Raw genomic sequence first — 24,001 nt, forward strand, 5'->3', positions numbered from 1 at the left:
GGGCGAGGCCGCAGCGAGCCCAGCGAGGGGCCGGCCGCCCCCGGCTCGCGCTCCGGCCGGCCTGCATTCCGCTGGCGCTGACCGCGATCTCGGGGCACCTTGCTCTCCCGCTCTCCCGCTCTCCCGCTCTCCCGCTCTCCCATGAGCTTGCTCTCCGAGTTCAAGGCCTTCGCCCTCCGGGGCAACCTCGTCGACCTCGCCATCGGGTTCACCGTCGGCGCCGCGTTCACGACCGTCGCCCGCTCGCTCGTCGACGACCTGCTGATGCCGCCGCTCGGCCTCATCCTCGGGTCGACCGATTTTTCGGACTACTACTGGCTGCTCCGGGAGGGCGAGGGGGCGCCCGCGCCGTACGAGACGAAGGAGGCCGCCGAGGCGGCCGGCGCAGTGACGCTCGACTACGGCGAGTTCGCGACGAGCCTGCTGTCGTTCCTCGTCATCGCCCTCGCCGTGTTCGTCGTCGTCCGCCTCGTCCTACGGGCGACCCAGGCTGTGCAGGACGAGTTCGGCCAGGCCGACGACCAGGCGGCGACCCCGGAGTCGAAAAAGTGCGCGTACTGCCGCGAGTCGGTCCCGTACAAGGCCAGCCGGTGCTCGCACTGCACCTCGTTCCTGGGGACGCATGGCGGCCCCCTCGCGCCCGACGCCTCCATCACCCCCGGCACGCCCCCCGTCGCCGCGTAGGGGGCGTTCCGCCCGTCCCGCCTTGCGCCGGCCCCGGGTGCAGGCTCTCCTCCGTCTTCCTCCCCCCGGTCCCCGCCCGTGCCTCATCTCCTCCTGATCCTCGACGGCTACGGCATTGCCGAGGACCCCTCGGTCTCCGCCGTCGACGCCGCGCGCACCCCGTTCCTCGACGCCTTTTTCGCCCGCACGCCGGGCTCGACGCTGGAAGCCTCCGGCCGCGCGGTCGGGCTGCCGGCGGGCCAGATGGGCAACTCGGAGGTCGGCCACCTCAACCTCGGCGCGGGCCGGGTCGTGTACCAAGACATCACGCGGATCGACAAGGCCATCGAGGACGGGTCGATGGCCGAGAACGCCGTGCTCCGCGCGGCCGTCCAGCACGCCCAGGCGAACGGGACGACGCTGCACCTGATGGGGCTCGTCAGCGACGGCGGCGTCCACGCGCACGTCCGCCACATCGGGGCGTTGTTGGAGCTGGCGGCGCACGAGGGGCTCGAGCGCGTCGTGATCCATGCCTTTACCGACGGCCGCGACACGGCGCCCGACGGCGGCGCCGAGTACGTGCGTCAACTCGAGGCCGTCGCGGATGCCGCGGGCGTCGGGACGGTCGGGTCCGTCGTCGGGCGGTACTGGGCGATGGACCGCGACCACCGCTGGGAGCGGACCGAGAAGGCGTACCGGCTGCTCACCGACGGGGTGGGGGAGACGTACGCCGACCCGGCCGCATTCCTCGAAGAGAGCTATGCCGCCGGCGTCACCGACGAGTTCTCCGAGCCCGGCCTGCGCGCCGACGCGCCCCGCATCTCAAGCGGCGACGCCGTCGTGTTCTTCAACTTCCGCTCCGACCGCGGCCGCCAGCTCACCGAGGCGTTCACGTCGCCGACGTTCAACGGCTTCGACCGGGGGCCGCTCCTCGACCTCCACTACGTCACGATGACGCGCTACGCGGACGCCTTCGACGTGCCCGTCGCCTTCGACAAGGCCGACCTCAGTGACACGTTGGGGGAGGTCGTCTCGCGAGCGGGGCTGACTCAGCTCCGTGCGGCGGAGACGGAAAAGTACCCGCACGTCACGTTCTTCTTTAACGGGGGCCGCGAGGTCCGGTTCGAGGGTGAGGACCGCATTCTGGAGCCCAGCCCCAAGGTGGCGACCTACGACCTCCAGCCCGAGATGAGCGCGCCCGCGCTCGCAGCGAGGGTGGCCGCGTCGATCCGGGAGGACCGCCCGGACCTGGTGATCCTGAACTTTGCCAACCCCGACATGGTCGGCCACACGGGCGTCTTCGAGGCCGCCGTCGCAGCGGTCGAGGCCGTCGACGCGGCGGCGCGCGTCGTGGTCGAGGCGGCGACCGAGGCGGGGTACACCGTCGAGGTGCTGGCGGACCACGGGAACGCCGACAAGATGCGGAATCCCGACGGGAGCCCGCACACCGCGCACACGACGGCGCTGGTGCCACACCACATCCAGGCGCCCGGCGTCACGGCCGTCCGCCCCGGCGCGCTCGGCGACGTGGCCCCGACCGTCCTCGCGCTGATGGGGATCGCCCAGCCCGACGCCATGACGGGCCGCTCGCTGGTCGACGCAACCCCGGCGCCCGGCGACGGGTAGCCTCCGCCGCTCACCCCCGCCGATCTGATGGACCTGATCGCCCAGTACGAGATCCCGTTCCTGCACCCCTTGCTGGTGCACTTCCCGCTCGTGCTGATCCTGCTCGGCGCCGGGGCCGCGACGTTGTACCTCGTGTTCGGGCGCGGCGTGTGGCGGCAGGCGGCCCTTCTGTTCTTCGTCTTCGGCGCGGCCGGGTCGTGGGCGGCCGCCGAGACGGGGCACGACCTCCGACAGGCCGTTGAGGGCGACCCGATCGTCGAGGAGGTCGTCGGGCGCCACGAGCAGGGCGCGGAGTGGACGGTCTGGCTGTCGGTCGCCTCGGCGCTCGCGTTCGGGCTCGCGAGCGTGGCGCGGATCCGGCGCACGCCCACACCGACGGAGGGCGACGACGAGGCGCCGCCCACGCCCCGGTCCCGACGCGAGGCGCTGTGGGGGCGCGTGCTCGGCTTCGTGCTCGCGGCCGCCGCCGCCGGCGCGGTCGCTTGGACCGCCCACCTCGGGGGCATCATGGTCTGGGGCATCGCGCGGTAGGCAGGTCGCAGGGCGCTCGGGGGATCCCGGAGTTTCGGGCCGCACATCACGGTTACATGAACACTCGTCCAAGCGGACGACCACACCGCTAGATTCGTTCGCTCCCCCATGGCCGACCCCTCGACCCTCAGCGACCGCCAGCAGGACGTGCTCCGCCGCGTCGTGCAGCACTTTATCGACACGGCCGCACCGGTCGGGTCGAAGACGCTGGCGGAGGCCGTCGAGCTGTCGAGCGCGTCGGTCCGGTCGACGATGCGGGACCTGGAGGCGGCCGGCTACCTCGGCCACCCCCACACGTCCGCCGGGCGCGTGCCCACCGAGCGCGGCTACCGCCTCTACGTCGACTCGCTGATGGACGTGGCCGGGCTGACGGACCGCGAGGCCGGGCTGCTGCGCGAGAGCGTCGCCCGTCGCCTCGGCGACCTCGAGGCCGTCGCCCGAGACACCTCGCGCGTGCTCGGGCGCTTGAGCCAACTCCTCGGCGTCGTGCTCACGCCCCGGCTGGCGGCGGGCGTGCTCGAGCGCATCGAGGTCGTCCCGATCGCCGCGACGCGCGTCCTGTTCGTGCTCGCGCTGCGCGGCGGGATCGCGCGGACGTTGCAGGCCGAGGTCGACGTCGACGTGACGTCGGCCGACCTCGACGCCGTCGTGCGCCTGCTCAACGAGCGGCTGGCAGGTTTGACGCTCGACGAGATCCGCCGGACCGGACGCGAGCGCGTCCGCGACCTCGCCGACGACGACCGGACCGGCATCGTCCGCGTGGTCCTGCGCGACGGGCCGCACCTCTTCCGCGAGGCGACCCCCGAGCGCCGCGCCCAGATCAGCGGGGCCCAGCACCTCGTCGCCCAGCCCGAGTTCGCGCGCCCCGAGTGGGTCCGCGACGTCGTCGAGCTGGTCGAAAGCGAGGACGTCGTCGTGCACCTGCTCGAGCGCCCCCGGCTCGTGGCCGGGACCGAGGACGGGGCGGCCGTCCTGATCGGCCGCGAGCTCGGCCGTCCGGACGGCGGGCCCTCGTACTCCGTCGTGACGGCCCCGTACCGGATGGGCGACAGCGTGGGCGCCGTCGCCGTGCTGGGCCCGACGCGGATGGACTACGCGCGTGCCGTCGGGCTCGTCGAGTACGTCGCCTCGCTCCTGGGCGACGGCCCGGCCGACTGACCCTTTTCCCACCCCTTTCGTTCGACCCCGGCGCCCCCGCCTCCGATACTGGGGGGCCCGGCAATCTTCCCCGCCGCATGTCCGATCCGACCTTGTCTCCCTCCGACGCCTCGTTCGACGACGAGTCCGTGCTCGAGCCCGACGCGGACCTCGCCGAGGAGACCCCCGACCCCGACGCCTCGGCCGCGCCCGCCGACGCCGAGATGGCGCGACTCAACGAGCGCCTGCTCCGCGTCACGGCCGAGTACGACAACTACCGCCGCCGGTCGGTGACCGACCGCCAGGAAGCGGTCCGCCAGGGCCGCCAGACGGCCCTCGTGCCCATGCTGGAGGTGTTCGACGACCTCACGCGGTCGCTCGACGCCGCCCGCCGCGCCGCCCAACAGGACGCCGGGTCGACCGCGTTCGAGGCCCTTTCGGAGGGCGTCGAGCTGGTCCACCAGAAGTTCCAGGACGCCCTCGCCAAGGTCGGCGTCGAGCACATCGAGGCCGTCGGCGAGCCGTTCTCCGAGGACCTCCACGAGGCCATGATGCAGCAGCCGGCGCCCGAGGGCACCGCGAGCGGCACGGTCTTGGCCGAGATCCAGCCTGGCTACCGCCTGGGCGACCGCGTCCTGCGCCACGCCCGCGTCATCGTCGCCGAGTAGCGCGACCCCCCTCCCCCCGGATCCTATGACTGCCGAACGCGACTTCTACGAGGTCCTGGGCGTCTCTCGCTCGGCGACGCCCGACGAGATCAAGAAGGCCTATCGCAAGCGGGCCCTGCAGTTCCACCCCGACCGCAACCCCGGCGACGCCGAGGCCGAGTCCAACTTCAAGGAGGCCGCCGAGGCCTACGAGGTGCTCTCCGACGCCGACAAGCGGGCGCGCTACGACCGCTTCGGCCGCGCCGGCCTCAACGGCGGCGGCGGCCAGGGCCCGGCGGGCGGCTTCGCCGACGTCTCGGACATCTTCGCGGCGTTCTCGGACATCTTCGGCGGCGGCGACGGCCGGTTCGAGGACGTCTTCGGGCGGCGCCCCGGCCAGCGCCGCCAGGGCCGCCCCGGCACCGACCTCCGGGTTCGGCTCGCACTCTCGCTCGAAGAGATCGCCGAGGGCGTCGAGCGCCAGCTCAAGCTTCGCAAGTACATCGGCTGCGACCACTGCGAGGGGACCGGCGCCGAGGACAAGCAGGACGGCTACACGACGTGCACGACGTGCCAGGGGTCCGGCGAGGTCCGCCAGGTGTCGAGCTCGTTCTTCGGCCAGTTCGTCAACGTCCAGCCGTGCCCGACGTGCGAGGGCGAGGGCCGGACGATCGACCAGGCCTGCACGGTCTGCACCGGCGAGGGCCGCGTCAAGGGTGAGGAGACCGTGACCGTCGAGGTGCCCGCGGGCGTCTCGGGCGGGCACTACCTCCAGATCCGGGGCGCCGGCAACGCGGGCGTGCGCGGCGGTGCGGCCGGCGCGCTGCGCGTCGAGATCGACGAGCGGCCTCACGAGCACTTTACCCGCGACGGGCTCGACGTCGTCCACGACCTGTTCCTGTCGTTCCCCGACGCCGCGCTCGGCGCCGAGGCGACGGTCCCGACCCTGCGCGGCCGGGCCAAGCTCCAGGTCGACCCCGGGATCCAGTCGGGCCGTGTGCTCCGGATGCGCGGCCGCGGGCTGCCCGAGGTCGGCGGCGGCCGGCGCGGCGATCAGCTCGTCCGCATTCACGTCTGGACGCCGGAGTCGATGTCGGAGTCGCTGCGGGAGGCGCTCGAGCAGCTCCGCCTGGAGCCCGAGCTCCAGCCGGCGCCGGGCGAGAAGCAGAAGAAGGGGTTCTTCGGCCGCGTCAAGGACGCCTTCGTGGGATAGTGCCCCGAGCGCGCTGGCGCGGCCCCTCGTGGTCCCCCCGAGGGATGTCGCGGCCGGGACCCCGGACGCCAGCCCCTCGTCGTAGGACCGCCGCCCCCGACGATCCGTGACGACCCCCCCCCTCGACCTCGCCCGCCCGGACGCCCTGCCTGCCTCGGGCGAGGCGCTGCGCTCCGTGCTCCGCGACGTGCCGAGCCCCGTCGTCGTCGTGACGGTCGAGGGCGCCGACGGGCCGCGCGGGGCCACCATCGGCTCGTTCACGAGCGTCGCCCTCGCCCCCCCCCTCGTGTCCTTTAACGTGACGCAGGGCACCCAGCTCCACGCCGCGCTGGGGGACGCCCCCGCCTTCGCCGTCCACCTCTTGGACGCCGGCCAGGCCGACCTCGCCGAGCACTTCGCCCTGCCCGACCTCGACGGCGAGGCGCAGCTGGCGCCGTTCGACCACGTCCGGGGTGGGGGCCCTCCCCTTCTGCGAGGCGCGCTCGGCATTTTGCTGTGTACCCCGCACGCGCGGTTCGAGGCGGGCGACCACACGGTCTTCGTCGGCCACGTCACGCACGTCGTCGAGGGGTCCGGGCACGACCCGCTCCTCTACGTCCGCCAGTCGTACCGCGGGATCGGCGAGCGGGTGGCGTGACGCGGGCGCCGGCGGGGCGCGCTACTCACTCGCGGGGATCTCCTCGCCGCCGTACGCGCCGAGCCCGAACAGCGCGTAGTCGTAGCGGCAGGGGTCGGCGGGGTCGAGCGCGCGGCACACGTCGGTGAGCTCCTGGACGGCGCGCCAGTCGTCGTAGGTCCGCGCCAGCAGGCCCAGGCGGCGCGCCTGGCGGCCCGTGTGGACGTCGAGCGGGATGACGAGCTGGCTGGGGTCCACGCCCGTCCACAGGCCGAGGTCGACCGGGCCGGGACGCGTCATCCAGCGGGCGTACATCGCCAGCCGCTTGCACGCGCTCCCCGTCGACGGCCGGGCGAGGTGCTTCGAGCGGACGCCGCCCGCCGCCAGCAGCGTGTCCGACAGCCGCTGGATCCCCGGGCCGATGTCGTCGCCGGGCGAGAGCCCCGACGCCACGAGCGCGCCCAGCGACCCGTGCGCCTCCAGCGCCGCGCGGACGCCGACCGCCAGGCCGAGCGCGTCTTGCGAGTTGAACGTCCGGTGCTTAAACCCGTCGAGCGCGGTCGAGCCCGGCGTAGCGGTCCGCACGAAGCGGTGCGGCTGCCCGTCCATCCGGTCCACCAACTCCGCCAGCTTCGACAGAATCACGGACCGGCGCCCCCACGCGATGACGGCGGCGAACAGCCCGATGACCTCCTGGTCCGCCGGGTCGTCGAAGGCGTGGACGACCGAGATCGGGTCGTCGTCGATAAACGCCGGCCGCTCGTAACGGTCGACGAACGGGTCCAGGTGGGCGCGGGCGGCGTCGGCGGTCATGGCGAACACGACCGCGCCGTGCCCACCGGAGCGGGCACGGCGCGGATCCGAGGGGCGAGCGGGCTACTTGCCGACGGTCTTGTCGGCGCCCGCGTCGGCGTCGTCGCCGCTGGCGCCCGCGTCGGGGGCGGTGCTGGCGGGCGGGGCGTCGTCGGTCCGCTCGATGACGAGCGTGATGTCGGAGACGAGGGCAGCGAGCGCGCCGACGGCCGACAGGACCGGGTTGAGCAGGAGCGCGGCGGCGCCGGCGCCGACGCCGACGGTGAGCGGGATCTCGAGGAGCACCTTGCCCTCGCGCTGGATGGTGATGCGCTTGACGTTAGCGTCCTCGATCAGCTCGCGGACCTTGTCGACGACCTGGTTGGAGGCCACCTTGAGTTCTTCGGCGGCGTCGGAGGCGCGGGCGCGGGCGGCGCCAGCGAGGCGCTGGGCCTCGGACTGGAGAGTGGGTTCGGGCTTCGGCGTGGGATCGGGCATGGGGAGAGGGGAGAGGTGTGGCGTGCCCACGGCCGACGGGCCGGAGGGTTCCGCGTTGCGCCGCGGTCCGGGGCATTCCTCCCGCCCCGTTTCGATTCGGAACCTGGCCCTCGCCCGAGCCCGTCGCCGCCGTCGCCCGCGCTCCTGCTTCGAAATGGGCGTTAACCGTCGGAATCCGGGCCCGGACGTGACCGTCGGCGGGGGGTGAAGGGGGCGGAGCCGGGCGGGGGGGCACTCCGGCACGGGGCTGGCACGAGCCCCCTCCGAACCCGAGCCGGTGACCCCCGCCGGCCGCTCAATCGCCCCGACACGGGGGCACTTACCCACCCGGGGCGCCCCCGCTCCACCACCAACACCACACCATGGGACAGCAGCAGCTCCTCCTCCTCGTTCTGGGCATCGTCATCGTCGGCCTCGCCGTCGTCGTCGGTATCCAGGCCTTCTCCGAGAACCAGCAGAAGGCGAACCTCGACGCGATGGTCAACGACGGCGTCCGCATCGCCTCCGACCTCCAGGCCTGGTCGCTCAAGCCGCAGGCCTTCGGCGGCCCCGCCGCCGGCACCACGGACCCGTGGACGACCGCCGACTTCGGCGACCTCGGCTACGAGCTCGGCGGCAACGGCTGCGCGGCGACCGAGTACGGCAACCTCAACGGCTGCTACACGCTCGCCGCCGGTGTGATCACCGCGGAGGGTGGCCCCGGCGCCGACCCGAACAACAACCGTGTCCGGATCGACGTCGGCGGCACGAGCCCGGGCGACATCCAGACGCAGACGGCGGCGGATGGCACGCCTCCGAGTGCCCCGGCCGCTCCTGCGACGACGACCTAATCCACAAGCTTCTGGCTTACCGGATGGCCCTCCCCGAGTTCGCTCGGGGAGGGTTTGTTTTGTGAGGGGGAAGCCTGCCGTTGCGGCTGGTCTGCCTTTTGCTTCAGGCCCTGTTGACAGGAGGTCAGACCTGCCCGCTTCTGGTTGTGGAATGCCGTCACGTGAGTACACCGCGAGAACCCGGACTGACTTTGTAACCAAGGTCTTCGGGATCGACACGCGTGCCTTGGCCGCGTTCCGAATCGGTCTGGGGTCGATCCTCCTCGTCGACCTCGGTAATCGGGCGGCCGACTTGGTCGCTCACTACAGCGACGCGGGCGTTCTCCCTCTGAGTGCGCTCGACGCCCTCGCCCCGGGCATCCAATTGTCGTTCCATGCGTGGAGTGGGGCCGTGGAATGGCAAGCCTTCCTGTTTGTGCTAGCCGGCGCGTTCGCCACAGCCTTGCTCGTCGGATACCGTACGCGATGCGTAACGGTTCTCTCGTGGGGGTTCATGCTCTCGCTGCACCACCGGAACCCCTTCGTGATCAACTCCGGGGACAGCATCTTCCTAGTCCTGTTGCTCTGGGGGTGCCTCCTGCCTCTCGGCATGCGCTGGTCCCTTGACGCGCGCAGAATGAGAAGGGCCCCACGCGATCAGACCGTTTTCAGCGTCGCGACGGCTGGCGTCCTGCTCCAACTCTACGCTGTCTACCTGTTGTCCATCGTCTACAAGACGGGGGCCACATGGCGCGAGGACTTTACAGCCGTCTACTACGCTCTCCAGCTAGACGCCTACACGACCGCATTGGGTCAGGCCCTGGGCGATGCCCCCCTTCTGGTGCTCCAGGCGGCGACCGTCATGACCCTCGTCGTCGAGTTCGCGGGGCCGCTCCTGGCGTTGTCCCCGTTCCGGTCGGGGGCCGCACGCACGGTCGCGGCATTCGCACTGATCGGTTTCCATGTGGGGCTGGCCACCACGATGACGCTGGGCATCTTCCCGTTCGTCTGTATGGCGGCGTGGCTTCTGGTTCTGCCCGCGCCGTTCTGGGACCTGCTCGGTCGCTGGGCATCTCGTGCGATACCCTCGATTCAGGGGCGCACAATCGAAGGCTGGAGACCGCACGGTACAGGCCCGCCCGCGGCCGAGCCGACAGCGCTTGTGTCTGTGGTGGCGTGCGCTCTACTCGTGATGTCCGTGCTGGTAAGCTGGCGAGCACTCGACCCGCTAGGGACGGGGTTCACATTCGGTCGGTCGGTCCTTGTCGTCGATCGACCCGCGTCGGCGCTCCTGTTGAAAGGGAGGTGGGGGATGTTCGCGCCAGACCCCAGTGTCGATGACGTGTGGTACGAGACCGTAGGCCTGACGGCTGAGGGCGAACAGGTCGACCTTGCAGATGGGCGACCTTACCGGCCTGTGCGCGCGGACGAGGCGTCCTCCAGGTACCGAACGCAGCGCTGGCGCAAGCTGCTGTTCGAACACTTTGGCCGTGACCCATTCTCGCCCCACCGGGGCCACTACGCAGCCTTTCTGTGGTCTGATTGGCACCGTCAGTTCCCGAACCGCCCCCTACAGTCCATAGAAGTCGCGACGCAGACCGAACCGTCTCCCGCGTGGGGGGAGGCCGCTCAGATCGATCGGCTTGTGCTAGTCCGCTACAGGCCTCGGCGGGCGCGCCTTCAAGCCTCTCGGACCTGGGGCACTTGAACGCGCGCTGGGTGGCGACCCAGTGACCGCGATATCCAAGACAGTGTGGCCTGGGGTTTGTGTTCTGGGTGCCGACCGTCCCCCCGGCGCTCGCTCGCCTCGATTTGGCCTTTCCCCGTCCCCCTTCCGTGAGGGGCCGGCACTTTTCGTAAACCCCCCGTACCCATGGGACAGCAGCAACTCCTCCTCCTCGTCATCGGCGTCGTCCTCGTCGGCCTCGCCATCATGGCCGCGTACCCGATCCTCACGAAGAGCTTCCATCAGGACGAGGCCGACGCCCTGCTCGACCGCGCGCTCGCGATCACGGGCAACGCCGTCCAGTGGAAGATCACGGGGGACCCGTACAACGGCGGCAACCAGTCGTACGAGCGGCTCGCCGCGAGCGGGCTCCGGACGCTCGGGCTCGACTCGACCACGGTCCGCGGGCGGTTCCGGATCACCGAGGCAACCCCCACGACGCTGGAGGTGACCGGCGTCAGTGACCGCTATGAGGGGATCGCCGTCCGGGTCTTTATCAACCAGTACGACGTGGTCGGCAGCGACATCTCCTTCGATGGCGAGATCTCGCTCGACGACGAGCCCGACGGCGGCGGCTGAGCCGGCGCCGGCCCGGCGATAGGTCGGCCTAAAGCCCCCCTTTCGATGACGATCCCCCCGAGTTAAACCCGCCGTCCCCTCCCGACGATACCGGGATCCCCCCCGAGACCTCCATGCCCGAGTACCGATTCAACGGCGTCGCCCAGGGCGGCCAGACCGTCCAGGGGACGGTCTACGCGCCGTCCAAAAAAGCGGCCCAGAAGAAGGTCACCGGCCTGTCCGAAAAGCACGCGTTCGCGCTCCGCGACATCGAGCAGCGGATGATCTACAAGTACAAGATCAAGCACCCCTCGGGCAAGATCGTCAAGGGCGAGCAGAAGGCGTACGGCGAGGAGGAGATCCGGGGGGCCCTGGAGCGGATGGGGATGGAGGTGGTCTCGATCCAGAAGAACCTCATCAACTACACCCCGAAGCCGCCGACGGGCGACGTCATCATGTTCGTCCGGCTCGCGGCGAACCTGCTGATGGAGAAGATGGCCTTTACCGAGGTGATGAACCTCCTGATGACCGACATCTCGTCGAAGTCGCTCAAGGGCGTCCTCCGCGACATCTCGTCCGACCTCAAGGGCGGCATGGAGGCCAAGCAGGCCTTCATGAAGCACCAGGACGCGCTCGGCCAGTTCACGGCCTACATGCTGGGCGTGGCCAGCCAGTCCGGCAACATGGCCGAGATCTACGAGGCGACGGCCCGCTTCCTCGAGCGGCGCGACGAGTTCAAGAAGAGCATCAAGAGCGCGCTGATCATGCCGTCGGTGACCATCCTGGCCACGGTCCTGGTGTTCGTGTGGTACGTCTGGTACATCGTGCCGGAGACGGCCGGGCTGTTCGCTTCCTTCGAGGGGATCGAGCTGCCCCCGCTGACGACGTTCTCGCTGGCGATGAGCGCGTTCCTCGACAAGTGGATGGGGGTCATCGGCGCGATCGCGCTCGTCGTGTCGGCGGGGGCCTTCGCCTGGGCCCGGTCGCCGAAGGGCCAGTTCTTCATCTCGAAGTACATGATCAAGATCCCCGTGATCGGGGGGCTGCTCCACAAGCTCAACATCGAGGTGTTCTGCCGGGTGTTCGCCATCCTGTACTCCGGCTCGGGCGAGAACCTCGAGGTCATCAAGGTGGCCGCGGAGGCGTCGGGCAACAAGTACATGGAGCACCAGATCAAGACGATCACCATCCCGGCCATGATGGGCCGGGGCGCCGGGCTCGTGGAGTCGATGGAGGCGTCCGGCGTGTTCACCCAGATGACGCTGTCCCGGTTCAAGACCGGCGCCGAGACGGGCGCGGTCCGCAAGAGCGCCCAGCAGATGGCCGACTACTACGAGCGCGAGACGTCGCTCAAGCTGAAGACGGCCGTCGAGACGATCCAGACGTTCGTGGGCCTGTTCATCGGCGTCATGGTCGGGTTCCTGACCGTGCTCTCGGCCGAGACCGCCCTGATCCGCCCGTCCTCGAACGACATCATGGGCATCTAAGCCCATCGGGGCCCCGCCCCTGACCCCCACCGCCATGCCCCCGCTCACTCCACCCCTCCGCGCTCCCGCCGCCCCGCCCCCCGGTGGCGACGGGGCCGGCCGCCCGCCGGCCGCGCCGGTGGCCCGGGCGCCGGGCCCCCCCACGGCCCCGCCCCCGCGCCCGGCGGCGACGGCCGTCGTCCGCGGCGCGGGCGCGGCGCCGGTCACCCAGGGCGGCGCGTACTCGCACGTCTCCGACCGGGTCGTCCAGGCGCTGCTCCGGCGCGGGCTGGTGACGGTCGAGCAGGTCACGCAGGCCGAGGCCGACCGCAAGCAGCGCGGCGGGCGCGAGCCGCTGTGGCGGCTGCTCATCGGCGTCAAGGGCGTCGAGCGGAACCACGTCTTCGAGCAGGCCGCGGCGACCTACGCCTTCCGGCTGGCGCCGGTCAAGGACCGCGAGCCCGAGGCCGAGTTCGCCAAGACCGTCATCGAGTCGTTCGACGAGGGGCTCGGCGACAAGCTCGTCGAGCTCAAGGCCGTCCCTTACGCCTACGCCCAGGACCAGCCCTCGGGCATCTTGAAGCTCGTCTTCATCACCGAAGACCCGATGCGGCCCGAGCTGCAGAAGGTCATCAACGGGCTGGAGCTGGAGCGCTTCGAGCTGTGCTACGCGCCCGGCGAGATCGTCGACCGCGTGCTCCAGGAGGCGTTCCCGCGCAAGAACGAGTACCTCGAGCGGCTCTCCCAGGACACCGGCGCCGACCTCGACTTCGGCGTCTCGTTCGAGAGCGGGGAGAAGGGGCTCGTCGACGAGGACCAGCTCGAGGCCGAGATCTCGCAGTCGGCGCTGCTCAACCTGACCGAGGCGATCCTGATCGAGGGGGTCCGCATGGGCGCCTCCGACATCCACATCTGGCCGAACGCCAAGCGCCAGACCGAGGTGCACTTCCGCGTCGACGGCCGGCTCGCCCACTGGCACACCGAGGACCGCGGCCACCCCGAGGCGCTCCTCGCCGTGTTCAAGGACACGGCCATGAACGTCGACCGGTTCGAGCGCGACATGGCGCAGGACGGGTTCATCCAGCGCAAGGTCGACGGGACGCTCATCCGGTACCGCGTGAGCATCCTGCCGATCGCGAACGCCAACCCCGAGGTCCGCGCCGAGTCCGTCGTCATCCGAATCCTGGACGACCGCAAGGTCATCACCGACCTGGGCAAGCTGGGCCTGCTCGAGGGCGCCCTCGCCCAGTTCAACAAGGCCATCGCCCGGCCGCACGGGATGGTCATCTTGACCGGCCCGACGGGCTCGGGCAAGTCGACGACGCTCGTGGCCGCGCTCTCGAACGTGGTCACGCCCGAGGTCAACGTTCTCACGGTCGAGGACCCGGTCGAGTACATCATCCCGGGCGTCCGCCAGATCAAGCTCAGCCACAAGCTCTCGCTCGAGCAGGCCCTGCGCGCCATTCTGCGCCACGACCCCGACATCGTCATGGTCGGCGAGATGCGCGACAAGGACACGGCCGAGCTGGCCATCAAGCTCGCCAACACGGGCCACCTCACCTTCTCGACGCTCCACACGAACGACGCGCCGAGTGCGGTCTCCCGGCTCTACAAGATGGGCCTCGAGCCCTTCCTGATCGCCTACGCCATCAACCTGGTCGTCGCCCAGCGGCTCATCCGGACGCTGTGCCCGGACTGCAAGCGGCCCGAGCAGGAGCACGACACCCTCCTGCTCGGCGAGCTCGGGTTCACGCCCGAGGAGATCGCCGCCGGCGGGATCTACGAGGCCTCGCGCGGCACGTCGTGCCCGACCTGCAAGGGGAAGGGCTACAAGGGCCGCCGCGCCTGTGCCGAGGCCCTGTACTTCTCGCCGGCCATCCAGGCGGCGATCGTGGGGGCCGGCGGCGAGATCAACGAGGAGGAGATCCGGCGGATCGGCGAGTCCGAGGGGATGCTCACGCTCCAGGCCTCGGCCCGCGTGCTCGTGCTCCGCGGCGAGGTGTCGGTCGAGGAGATGCTGCGCGTCACCGCCGGCGAGCACTGACCCGAGGGGACGTTCGACGAGCGGCGCGTGAGGCCGGCCCGTGCCGAACACGGGCCGGCCGCCTCCGATGGCGGCGAAAGGAATGGGGGCGCGCCATTTGGCGCCGTGTGGTTGAGGGGGGTTCAGGGCGGGTCGATATCTCGATCCCCCGCATTGGCTCTCCATGCCCCAGACCCTCCTCGCCCTTTTCGCCCTCGTGCTGGCGTCGTTCCTGACGTTCAACCAGCAGCGGCTGACGCTCCGCGCGCAGACCAACATGGTCACGAGCGAGGTGGAGCTGGCCGGCGCCGGCGTGGCCTCCGAGGTGATGGCGCTCGTCGAGTCGATGTCGTTCGACGAGAACTCGACGCCCGACGCGATCTACGCCGCCCAGGAGGTGCCCAGCGAGTCCAACGAATTCAAGTCGTCGAGCGCCTTCGGCGCGACGGACCGGGGCGACGCCGGCTGCAACCTGATGGACGTGCGCTCGACCCCGGACTGCGACGACGTCGACGACATCCACGGGCTCGGCTGGCAGCCCTACACCATCCGCCTGGCCGACGAGATCGACCGGGACCCGGTGACGGGCGACCCGATCGCCGGCGGGGCGCGGCGGCTGCGCGAGCTCGCCTTCGAGTACCGCGCCACGGTCTACTACGTCGTCAACCCGCAGAGCATGGCGCCGGCCTCGGGCCGGACGCTCCACAAACGCATCGTGCTCGACGTGCGGTCGCCCTACATCGACAACGACGACGAGGGCCGCGTCCGGCTCACGCGCGTCATCTCGTACGACCCGATCAAGGCCGAGATGGACTACGAGAACACCGATGGGTACGGGCCCATCGGGAACGAGTCCAGCGGCTCCGGCAGCGGCACGGTGAACATGTAGGCCGCCCGGCCCGCACCCCGCCTCACTCCCCCACAGGCCATCGACAGGTCGTAACCCATGCAGTTCCTCCTCGACCATCTCATCTCGGTCGTTGTCGCAGGCATCCTGATCCTCATCCTCCAAGTGGGACAGATCCGGACGCAGCACGCCGACATCGAACAGGTGACGTCCCACTCGGTCAAGGCCAAGACCCTCATCTTCGGGCGGTGGGTCGAGGACGACATCATGAACATCGGGGCCAACTTCGGGACCAACCTGTATCGGTTCGAGGCCCCCACGCTCGAGGCGCTCACCGGCAACGCGCTGCGCTGGGAGTTCTACTCCGACTCGACGCAGGACGACGGCACCAAGAGCCGCATCTTCAAGCGCTACCGCTTGGTGGAGAACGGCGTCGCCCAGTTCGAGCAGCCCGAGGCCACGTTCCGGATGTACCGCGTCGAGCGCGACTCGGTCGTCGTCGACTACAGCCCGACGGGCAGCGCGCCGACGCTGGGGGGGCTGGCGGAGTCCGCCTGGGTCCGCTCTGGAAACAGCATCGAGACGGTCTCCTTCTTCAAGATCGAACTGCTCGACCGGTTCGGCGAGACGCCGCTGACGGCTTCGGGCGACGTCGACGTGCTCAAGGCCGACTACATCCGCGTTCGGTTCGGGGTCGTCCCCGAATACGTCCTGTCGACCGACGGGGACTCCCGGGGCAACACGCTCCGCGAGCTCTACTGGTCGAAGACGCTCAAGGTGCGGCCCTACTGGGTCCCGCCGCCGTCCCAATCCTGACCTCCTCCGCTCCCTCGATCCCCACCATCGACCCCTCGACCCATGGGCAAAACCCTTCTACTACTCGTCCTCGGCTCCAGCGTCATCCTCGGCCGGCAGCTCCTGAGCAACGTCGGCCACGAGGTCGAGTCCAACAAGGACCAGCAGGAGTACCAGGAGGAGGTGATCGCGCGTGAGATCGCGGCCTCCGCCTTCAACATCGCCATGGGCGAGGTCCGCTCGCACGGCGAGGACCTCCACACGGCCGTGACGGCCTTCAACGGGGCCGCCGGCGGCCGGAGCGGCACATTTACGACGGGCCGGTTCACGGGCGGCTCGTTCGAGTCCGAGGCCAAGCTGACCTCGGGCCACAGCGTCCAGGTGATCGCCGTCGGCAAGTACGGCCGGGCCGAGTACACCATGCACGACGAGTACCGCATCCCGGTGCTCATCGCTCGCGAGGACGGGCTGATCGAGGTGGACATCCCCAACGACCCGGCCATCGACCCCGACGCGTGCACGGCCCTCTTCTACCAGGCCTACCCCATCGGCACCGACCCGGCCGCCCTCCCCGCACCTGAGATGGTGATGGCCTCGTGGAACGGCGTGCGCGACAAGGACCACCTGCTCCAGACGATCTACGCGTCGGCGGGGACCCAGATGAACTTCTTCCTCGCCGTCGACTCGGACTGCTCCGAGCGCCCGCTCGCCGTGCCGAACACGTGTGAGGCCCGGGCCGACGCTCGGGACCACACCTATGACGCCAGCACGTGGGAGTTCATCCACCACGCGCTCGTGATCGACCCGGACGACGTGGACCAGGCGGAGGAGGGGCCGTGGGCCTACGTCGAGCAGGACGCCTCCGACCGCCAGTCGTGGCGCATCTCGTGGGAGGACACCCCGAACTGGGACGCCCCCAACTCGACCGACCCGCTCGCCAGCCTCCAGGCCCTCGCGACGCTCGGCTACAACGGCGGCGGCTGGTCGTTCGCGTCGGGCACCGGGTACATCCTCCTCCAGGACCTCGGGCTCGGCGCGCCCGACTACGCCGACCAGTCGATCGTGGTGACGGTCTACGAGGCCAGCAACCCCAACTTCCACGGGAAGCAGCGGAGCGCGCTCGCCAAGCAGAAGGAATGCGGCGAGGAGTACGACGAGCCCATCGACGGCGGCGGATACGACGTCGACGGGGAGACTGGGGACGGGGAGACCGACGTGCCCCCGGCGCCGCCGGACGAGTCCCCGGACCAGCCCGAGCCCGACGACGCCGAGTACCCGGACGACGACGGGTTCACCTCGGACGAGATCACAGCCTACGCCTGCAAGTGCACGAACAACGGCCGAAAGGACCACAAGACGGCCATCCTCCACCGGCCTCCGGGCAACGAGGCCAACGAGCACCTCATCTGCATCGGCAACCCGGCCGTGCCCAGCCACTTCGACAACCACAACGACGTGTTCCCGACGTGCGAGAGCGGGCGCGCGGTCCAGAACAACAACAAGAAGAAGTAGCCCACCTGCGGGTCGACGTCCCTCGGGGGCGGTCTCTTCGGAGGCCGCCCCCGAGCCCGTTTGGGGCGTCCCGGCCGGGAGGAATGGGGGAGGAGAGAGGCACGCCCGGGTTACCAATCGTGCCCCCGATGGGTCGAAAGCGCGCCGGTTCGGGGCGCTGGACGATACGGGCGGGGCCCAGAGCCCGCCCCACCCGCGTGGCCCGGGGCTTGCCCTCCCAGGACCGATCCGCCCTCCGCCCCGTGACCCCGACGTCCGAGTTTCCCCAGGCCCCCGCCGCGCCCACCGCCCCCGGGGGCGCCCCGTCGTGGTCGACGCCGCTCGGCGCGCCGGCGGCCCCCGCGCCCGGCGGCGCGCCGTCGTTCGGTTCGCCGTTCGGCGCCCCCGCCTTCGGCGCCCCGGCCGCCACGCCCGAGCCCGCGCTGGCGGACCCCGGCTTCGGCGAGGTCGACAGCGACGGGTTCCACCGGATCCCGCCGTTCGTCCGCCAGCTCGCCAAGACCGCCCCCAAGCTGCTCGTCGGCGAGGACCGGCTGAAGTTCTACGCCGAGCAGATCAGCCGGCTGTCGGTGGCCCACCGCGAGCAGCTCCGCGCCTTTATCGAGCAGTACGTGTCGCGGATGCACGCCATGGGCGCGAGCGACCTCGACATGGGCGGCCCGGCCACGCTCGGCCGCGTCTGGTACCGCGTCGACGGCGAGAAGACGCCGCACTTCGAGCTCGGCATCGGGTCCAACGACGACGTCGACATCCTCATCCTGAACCTCCTCTCCGAGCGCCAGATCGACGAGCTCTGGGAGGTCCAGTCGGCCGACTTCTCGTACCAGATGACGGGCGAGGGCGGCGGCCGCAAGCGGTTCCGCTGCACGACGTACTACGACAACCAGCACCTCGGCGTCTGTCTGCGCGCCATCAACGAGGAGGTCCGCCCGCTCGACGGGCTGGGCTTCCACCCGATCATCCAGAAGGGCGTCCTGTTCTCGAACGTGCGCTCCGGGCTCATGCTCGTGACCGGCGTGACGGGCTCGGGCAAGTCGACCACGCTCGACTCGGTGATCGACGCGAACAACCAGGACTTCGACGGCCACATCGTCATCATCGCCAAGCCGCTCGAGTACGTCCACAACCCGCAGCGCTGCATCATCCGCCACCGCGAAGTCGGCCCGGACGTGCCGTCGTTCAAGATCGGCGTGAGCCAGGCGCTCCGCCAGGACCCCGACATCATCATGATCGGGGAGATGCGCGACCCCGAGACGATCGACGCGGCCATCGAGGCGGCCGACACGGGCCACAAGGTGTTCTCGACGCTCCACACGGCGTCGGCCGTCGAGTCGCTCGACCGCATCGTGGCCGAGTACCCGCCCTACGAGCAGGAGCGCATCCGCTCGCGGCTGGCCGACGTGCTCAACTGCGTCGTGTCGCAAAAGCTGCCGCCCAAGATCGGCGGCGGCCGCGTGCTCGCCAAGGAGGTCCTGTGGGTCACGGCGTCGGTCAAGGCCGCCATCTACAACGACAACACCGGCGAGATCTACCAGATGATGTGGGAGAGCGGCCGGCAGGGCATGATCACCCTCGAGCAGGACCTCTTCCGGCTCGTCCGCGAGCGCAAGATCACGCCCGACATCGGCCTCCAGTACTCGAACAACAAGCGCCGTTTCCAGCAGCTGATGCAGACGGCCTAGGCCCGACGCGGACCCCCCGCCCCCTATGAGCGACTCCTTCATCTTCCCCGACGACCCGGACGGCTTCGGCCCCGAGTTCAGCGACGGCGACGCGCCGGGCGGCCCGACCCCCGCCCCCGACGGGCCGGCGTTCGAGGACGCCCCGTTCGAGAGCCCCGACCTCGGCGCGCCGGCCTTCGGCTCGTTCGAGGAGCCGGCGTTCGAGGCCCCCGGCTTCGGCGACGCGGGCGCGTTCGAGGCCCCCGGCTTCGGCGAGGCCGGCCCGTTCGACCCGGCCCCGGCCGACGCCGAGGCCCCCACGTTCGGGGGCGCGTCCGCCTCCGAGTTCGCCAGCGGCGAGGCCGATGGCCTGTCCGAGGACGGCGTGTTCTTCGGGGGCGGCGCGTTCGATGCCCCCGAGGCCGTGCTCGACGGGTTCGACCCGCCCCCCGGCGGCGACGGCGCGACCGACGTGGCCTTTTCCGAGACGTTCTCCGACGGCAACGCGGACGACGAGGGCGGCGACGAGGCGCCCAGCCCCAAGGCCAAAAAGACGGCCTCCAAGCGGGGCCGCGCCAAGGACGCCCTGGTGCTCGGCGTCCACGTGACGCCCAAGCAGGTCTACGGCGTCTTGGTCCGGCCCTCCGGCGACGGCTCCTACGAGCCGCTCCGCCAGTTCGTCCGCAACCGCGCCGAGAGCCAGTTCGGCCAGACCGCGCTGAGCCCCGACGACGTCCAGCTCGAGGAGGCCACGCTCGAGATCGGCGGGGACGACCCGACGATCCAGTTCGGCGGCGCCGGCGAGATCGACTTCTCGGCCGAGTTCGCCGGCATGGGCGTCGTCACCGACGCCGCGCTGGACACCACGGCCACGGCCGGCGCCATCGAGGACGCCGCCCAGCCCATCATCTTCGAGCTCCGCGACATCTTGGAGGAGTGCGCCAAGGCCGGCTTCGCCCGCCCGATGCTGGCGTTCGCCGTCGACGCGCCGGACGTGGCGTACGCCGAGATCACCGTCCCGCCGGAAAAGAAGACGAAGGCCAAAAAGCCCAAGAAGGCCAAGAAGACCGACACCGAGTCGGCCGACGGCCTCAAGGAGAGCGCCGCCGCGCCCGTCAAGCACGAGCGCCTGATGGAGCTCGTCCCGGACCTCGGGACGAGCTACGACAAGGAGCGCACGCGGTTTATGCCGATGTCGCCCCGCGACGGGCTCCGCCGTTACCTCGCCGTCGCGCCGACGAGCAGCGAGCCGGTCGCCGAGTCGATCACGATGCTTCGCGAGCAGTCGGCGCACCGCAAGACGGTCGTCAAGACGCTCGAGGCCGAGGTGCCGCTCCTGGTCGGCCTGGTCCGGCTGACGTCGTCGCCCGAGAGCCACGAGAACACGGCGGTCGTCCGCGTCGGCGCCGAGGACACGATCGTGCTGTTGCTGACCGGCGGCGAGCTCCACCACTACGAGCCGATGCAGTCGGTGACGGCCTTCGATGGGCCGGACACGATCTGCTCGCGCGTGCTGCTCCAGCAGGACGTCCAGGGCGTGGGCACAGTCCACAACGTGGTCGTGGTGTCGGAGGAGCGCGAAAAGGAGCTCGTCCAGGGGTTCGCGGCGTTCTACCCCGAGGCCCGCGTCGAGACGCTCCGCGAGGGGCTGGCGCGGCACGGCCTGGTGGGCCCGTACGGCCCGCTCGCGCCCGCGCTCGTCGAGGCGGCCGGCGCGGCCGTCGCCGGGCACCGCGCCAAGGACAAGCACAGCCCGTTCCCCGAGGTCAACCTCCTGCCGGCCTCGCTGCTCAAGAAGCGGCGCAAGGTCGAGTTCTCGTTCGGCTGGCACACGCTCGTCGTGGCGATGCTCCTGTTCCTGAGCGTCCTCTACTTCAGCTACCTCTACGTGTCGCAGGAGGGCGCCATCGCGCAGGCCGAGCAGACGCTCGCCGAGTTCCCGCCCGAGGCCCAGCTCTCGGTCCCGGTGCTGGAGGCGCGGATCGACAGCCTGCGCCGGCGCCAGGTCGCGCTCTCGGCCACGCTCACCGCGCTCGACTCGCTCCTGGTCGGCACCGACCGGTGGACCCAGACGCTCATCCGCACGACGCGGGCGGCGGCCCAGACGGGCGGGGTCTGGATCGAGGAGTGGAGCCCCTCGGGCAACAAGGTCGAGCTGGCCGGCTACGCCACGACGCGGCAGAACGTCGTCGGGCTGGCGCAGCGGCTCAACGGCACGATCGAGGAGGTCACGTTCCAGGAGGTCCGCGAGTACCCGGTCTACCAGTACCAGATCTCGTTCGACCAGCCCCAGGAGCTCCCCCAGATCACGCGGGTCCTCCGCGAGCAGGTCGGCGACGCGCCGACGGTGACGCCGGAGGGCCCCCTCGCCGACGTCGACGCTTCCGCCCTTTAATCCGACCGACCCCATGTCTACCGACGTCCTCAACACCCTCCTGCTCTCGGTCTTCCTGGCCGCCGCCGCCGGCGGCGGGTACTACGTGACGCAGAACGTCCAGCCGAGCGAGCTGGAACAGATCGAAGGCGAGATCGAGGCGCTCCAGAACCGGGAGGCCGAGGTCGAGACGCTGATCGCGCAGGAGGCCGCCGCCAGCGAAGGCGCCGCCTCGACGCTCGCCCAGTGGAACACGCGCTACAAGGTGCTCCCGCCGGAGCTGCCCTCGGCCGAGATCGTGGCCTACCTCAACGCGCTCTCGGCACGCGGCTTCAACCGCTTCGACCTGTCGCTGACGGGTCTGACGCCGGGCCCGGTCGCCTCGTACTACACCTACCAGGTCACCGGCGAGGCCTACTTCGAGAGCTTGTACGCGTTCATGTGGCACCTGGAAAACGGCCGCGGGCTCTACCGCGTTCGCGACCTCTCCATCAAGAAGCGCGTGACGACCGTCGGCGGGTCGGACGACGCGCCGGGCCGCCAGGTGATCCTGGCCGAGTTCGCCTTCGCCGTGGACGCCTTCTTTAGCGCCAACAGCGACATCTCGGCGCCCGACAGCGCGATCACGCCGCCGCCCGCCGCCTACCCGGTCCGCCGCGCGGCCGTCAACCCGTTCTTCCCGTTCATCTTGGAGACGCTGCCGCCCAACACGGACGACCTCATCGACCTCGAGACGGACCGGCTGGTCAGCGTCATCGGGCGGACGGCCGTCTTCGAGCGGGACGGCCAGCTCCGCGAGCTCCGCCCCGGCGACCGCGTCTACCTCGGCCGCATCGGGAACGTGGACCCGACCCAGGCCCTCGTCACCATCGACTTCAACCGCGGCGGCATCCGCGAGCGCGTCGAGATCGGCCTCGACACCGGCGAGCGGTACCGCCAGGCGCTCGGCGGCCAGACGCTCTCGTCGGCGCGGGGCACCGTGCCCGCCGGCCCCACCCTCGAGACGCCGCCGCCGGCCCCGGGCACGCCGGAGGCGATCCGCGCCGGCACCTACGAGTCCGCCGACATCGTCCCGCGCGTCCCCACCAACTAGCGCCCGCTTTACTGGCGCCCCGACCGGCCGATCCCTAGCGAGACGCCCCGCGCGCTCCCGACTCTCCCCCCGACCCATGACCCCGACCTCCCGCCTCCGCTTTGGTCCGATGCTCGCCCTGCTGGCGGCGCTCGCCGTGACCGCCCCCGCGATCCCGGCCGCCCACGCCCAGGTCGTCCGCGGCTACGTCCCGGCCGACGAGCTCGTCTCGTTCCCGGCCTCGACGCCGATCAGCCAGTTCCTGCGGCTCGTCAACCCGACGTTCCAGCGGGTCACCGGCAAGAGCGTCGTCGACCCGCAGGACCGTAGCGACGCCATCGGGGTGGCCCTCAACGGGGTCCACTTTATCGACGCCTTCGAGCTCGTGCTCGACCGCCACGGCCTCGACTTCTCGGAGTCGAACGGGTACTTCATCGTGACCGAGCCCCAGGTCGTGGCGACCACGACCGACGGCGCCAGCAACGCGGCGATCGGGGCCGCGGCGGCCATCGCTCCGGCCGGCGACCTCGCCCAGCTCCCGGCCACGGCCGACACGCGCGAGATCCGGGTCGACGCGGTCATCTTCCAGCTCAACTCGACGCGCGCCCGCGAGGTCGGCACCAACTGGTCGGCCCTCTTCAACCAAGCCCAGACCACGACCGGCGGCACTCAGTTCTTCGTCAACGCCGGATCGTTCTTCGACGCGCTCGACGGCTTCCTCGAGGCCTCGTCGGACCGCGTGGAGCTCACGACGGTCCTCAACCTGTTCCGCTACTTCGAGGAGGAGGGCTATGGCCAGACCGTCGCGACGCCGTTCACGGTCGTCCAGAGCGGCTCCGAGGGGCGCATGCAGAGCGGCCAGGACTTCCCGGTGACCGTCCGCGACTTCCAGGGCAACGCCATCACCCAGTTCTTCTCGACCGGCACCATCATCGACGTCAAGCCGACGCTCGTGGTCGACGAGCGCGAGGGCGCGCCCGTCGAGTTCATCCACCTCGAGGTCAAGGTCGAGAAGTCGACCGGCGTGCCGACCTCGGGCGGCGTGGCCATCAACAAGGACGACATCCAGACGCAGCTCCCCATGCTCTCGGGCGAGATGCGCGCCATCGGCGGGCTGACCTCAACCGACGAGACGGTCTCGCGCAAGGGCGTCCCGATCCTGCGGAGCATCCCGATCCTCAAGTACCTCTTCTCGTACGAGCAGACGCAGGTCCAGCAGAACGAGATCATCATCGTGCTCCGCGCGCGCGTGGCCGACGACCTCCGGACGCGGATGGGCCGCGAGCTCCCGCGCGGGCTCTACGACGACGAGCGCCGGGACGCCGACGACCGCGTCCGCCAGTTCGGCGTCGAGCCGGCCGACCGCCGCGAGACGGGCGTCGAGGTCGACGCGGACCGCCGTTAGCGGTCGCCCCCTGTCCGACGACTCCGCCGA

At 70.7% G+C, this 24,001-nt stretch carries 21 protein-coding genes; 19 read left to right on the forward strand and 2 right to left on the reverse strand.

All coding sequences use genetic code 11. From position 1 onward, the window contains the following. Positions 1-141: 141 nt before the first annotated feature. The 7 genes from mscL (at position 142) to ACLIRP_RS03555 (ending at position 6,454) form a co-directional block, all read left to right on the forward strand. Positions 142-684, forward strand: a complete 543-nt coding sequence (mscL, locus tag ACLIRP_RS03525) for a large conductance mechanosensitive channel protein MscL (protein WP_412062577.1) — start codon at positions 142-144, stop codon at positions 682-684. 78 nt (positions 685-762) lie between these two features. Continuing rightward, positions 763-2,289 (forward strand): 2,3-bisphosphoglycerate-independent phosphoglycerate mutase, encoded by a 1,527-nt coding sequence (gpmI, locus tag ACLIRP_RS03530; protein WP_412062578.1) that lies wholly within the window; start codon positions 763-765, stop codon positions 2,287-2,289. A 27-nt stretch (positions 2,290-2,316) separates the two neighbouring features. Beyond that, positions 2,317-2,820, forward strand: a complete 504-nt coding sequence (locus tag ACLIRP_RS03535) for a DUF2231 domain-containing protein (RefSeq protein WP_412062579.1) — start codon at positions 2,317-2,319, stop codon at positions 2,818-2,820. Positions 2,821-2,928: 108 nt separating this feature from the next. Beyond that, a complete protein-coding gene (gene hrcA / locus ACLIRP_RS03540; protein ID WP_412062580.1) occupies positions 2,929-3,978 on the forward strand; it encodes a heat-inducible transcriptional repressor HrcA in 1,050 nt (349 codons plus the stop codon). A gap of 77 nt (positions 3,979-4,055) precedes the next feature. Continuing rightward, positions 4,056-4,625, forward strand: coding sequence for a nucleotide exchange factor GrpE (locus tag ACLIRP_RS03545; RefSeq protein WP_412062581.1), 570 nt, complete (start codon positions 4,056-4,058; stop codon positions 4,623-4,625). A gap of 25 nt (positions 4,626-4,650) precedes the next feature. Beyond that, complete coding sequence (gene dnaJ, locus ACLIRP_RS03550; protein ID WP_412062582.1) at positions 4,651-5,817, forward strand: molecular chaperone DnaJ; 1,167 nt, start codon at positions 4,651-4,653, stop codon at positions 5,815-5,817. A 106-nt stretch (positions 5,818-5,923) separates the two neighbouring features. Further along, positions 5,924-6,454 carry a flavin reductase family protein gene (locus tag ACLIRP_RS03555; protein WP_412062583.1) on the forward strand — a complete coding sequence of 177 codons (531 nt, stop codon included), beginning with the start codon at positions 5,924-5,926 and terminating at the stop codon, positions 6,452-6,454. A 21-nt stretch (positions 6,455-6,475) separates the two neighbouring features. Here the strand turns inward: ACLIRP_RS03555 and ACLIRP_RS03560 are convergent, their stop codons facing one another. Together ACLIRP_RS03560 and ACLIRP_RS03565 are read right to left on the reverse strand one after the other, a co-directional pair. Continuing rightward, positions 6,476-7,246, reverse strand: coding sequence for a TIGR02757 family protein (locus ACLIRP_RS03560; RefSeq protein WP_412062584.1), 771 nt, complete (start codon positions 7,244-7,246; stop codon positions 6,476-6,478). A 63-nt stretch (positions 7,247-7,309) separates the two neighbouring features. Beyond that, complete coding sequence (locus tag ACLIRP_RS03565; protein ID WP_412062585.1) at positions 7,310-7,723, reverse strand: DUF4342 domain-containing protein; 414 nt, start codon at positions 7,721-7,723, stop codon at positions 7,310-7,312. Positions 7,724-8,085: 362 nt separating this feature from the next. On the opposite strand from ACLIRP_RS03565, the gene ACLIRP_RS03570 reads away from it, so the two are divergent. From ACLIRP_RS03570 to ACLIRP_RS03625, 12 genes are all read left to right on the forward strand, one after another. Further along, complete coding sequence (locus tag ACLIRP_RS03570; protein WP_412062586.1) at positions 8,086-8,553, forward strand: hypothetical protein; 468 nt, start codon at positions 8,086-8,088, stop codon at positions 8,551-8,553. Between the two features lie 151 nt (positions 8,554-8,704). Then, the gene (locus ACLIRP_RS03575; protein ID WP_412062587.1) at positions 8,705-10,240 is read left to right on the forward strand and encodes an HTTM domain-containing protein; all 1,536 of its coding nucleotides are present in this window, start codon (positions 8,705-8,707) and stop codon (positions 10,238-10,240) included. Between the two features lie 165 nt (positions 10,241-10,405). Then, on the forward strand, positions 10,406-10,837 hold the full coding sequence (locus ACLIRP_RS03580) for a hypothetical protein (protein ID WP_412062588.1): 432 nt from the start codon (positions 10,406-10,408) through the stop codon (positions 10,835-10,837). 113 nt (positions 10,838-10,950) lie between these two features. Continuing rightward, entirely contained in the window at positions 10,951-12,303 is a 1,353-nt protein-coding gene (locus ACLIRP_RS03585) for a type II secretion system F family protein (RefSeq protein WP_412062589.1), read from the forward strand. Between the two features lie 34 nt (positions 12,304-12,337). Further along, positions 12,338-14,326 carry a GspE/PulE family protein gene (locus ACLIRP_RS03590; RefSeq protein WP_412062590.1) on the forward strand — a complete coding sequence of 663 codons (1,989 nt, stop codon included), beginning with the start codon at positions 12,338-12,340 and terminating at the stop codon, positions 14,324-14,326. Positions 14,327-14,489: 163 nt separating this feature from the next. Next, the gene (locus ACLIRP_RS03595; RefSeq protein WP_412062591.1) at positions 14,490-15,194 is read left to right on the forward strand and encodes a hypothetical protein; all 705 of its coding nucleotides are present in this window, start codon (positions 14,490-14,492) and stop codon (positions 15,192-15,194) included. A gap of 57 nt (positions 15,195-15,251) precedes the next feature. Continuing rightward, positions 15,252-15,968, forward strand: a complete 717-nt coding sequence (locus ACLIRP_RS03600) for a hypothetical protein (protein WP_412062592.1) — start codon at positions 15,252-15,254, stop codon at positions 15,966-15,968. Between the two features lie 42 nt (positions 15,969-16,010). Beyond that, entirely contained in the window at positions 16,011-17,459 is a 1,449-nt protein-coding gene (locus tag ACLIRP_RS03605; protein ID WP_412062593.1) for a hypothetical protein, read from the forward strand. Between the two features lie 242 nt (positions 17,460-17,701). Beyond that, on the forward strand, positions 17,702-19,141 hold the full coding sequence (locus ACLIRP_RS03610; protein ID WP_412062594.1) for a type IV pilus twitching motility protein PilT: 1,440 nt from the start codon (positions 17,702-17,704) through the stop codon (positions 19,139-19,141). Positions 19,142-19,166: 25 nt separating this feature from the next. Continuing rightward, complete coding sequence (locus ACLIRP_RS03615) at positions 19,167-21,515, forward strand: hypothetical protein (RefSeq protein ID WP_412062595.1); 2,349 nt, start codon at positions 19,167-19,169, stop codon at positions 21,513-21,515. Positions 21,516-21,528: 13 nt separating this feature from the next. After that, a complete protein-coding gene (locus ACLIRP_RS03620; protein WP_412062596.1) occupies positions 21,529-22,587 on the forward strand; it encodes a hypothetical protein in 1,059 nt (352 codons plus the stop codon). A gap of 76 nt (positions 22,588-22,663) precedes the next feature. Further along, on the forward strand, positions 22,664-23,971 hold the full coding sequence (locus tag ACLIRP_RS03625; RefSeq protein WP_412062597.1) for a type II and III secretion system protein: 1,308 nt from the start codon (positions 22,664-22,666) through the stop codon (positions 23,969-23,971). The last annotated feature ends 30 nt before the right edge of the window (positions 23,972-24,001 follow it).

The sequence above is a fragment of the Rubrivirga halophila genome, assembly GCF_046845755.1.
Taxonomy (GTDB): domain Bacteria; phylum Bacteroidota; class Rhodothermia; order Rhodothermales; family Rubricoccaceae; genus Rubrivirga.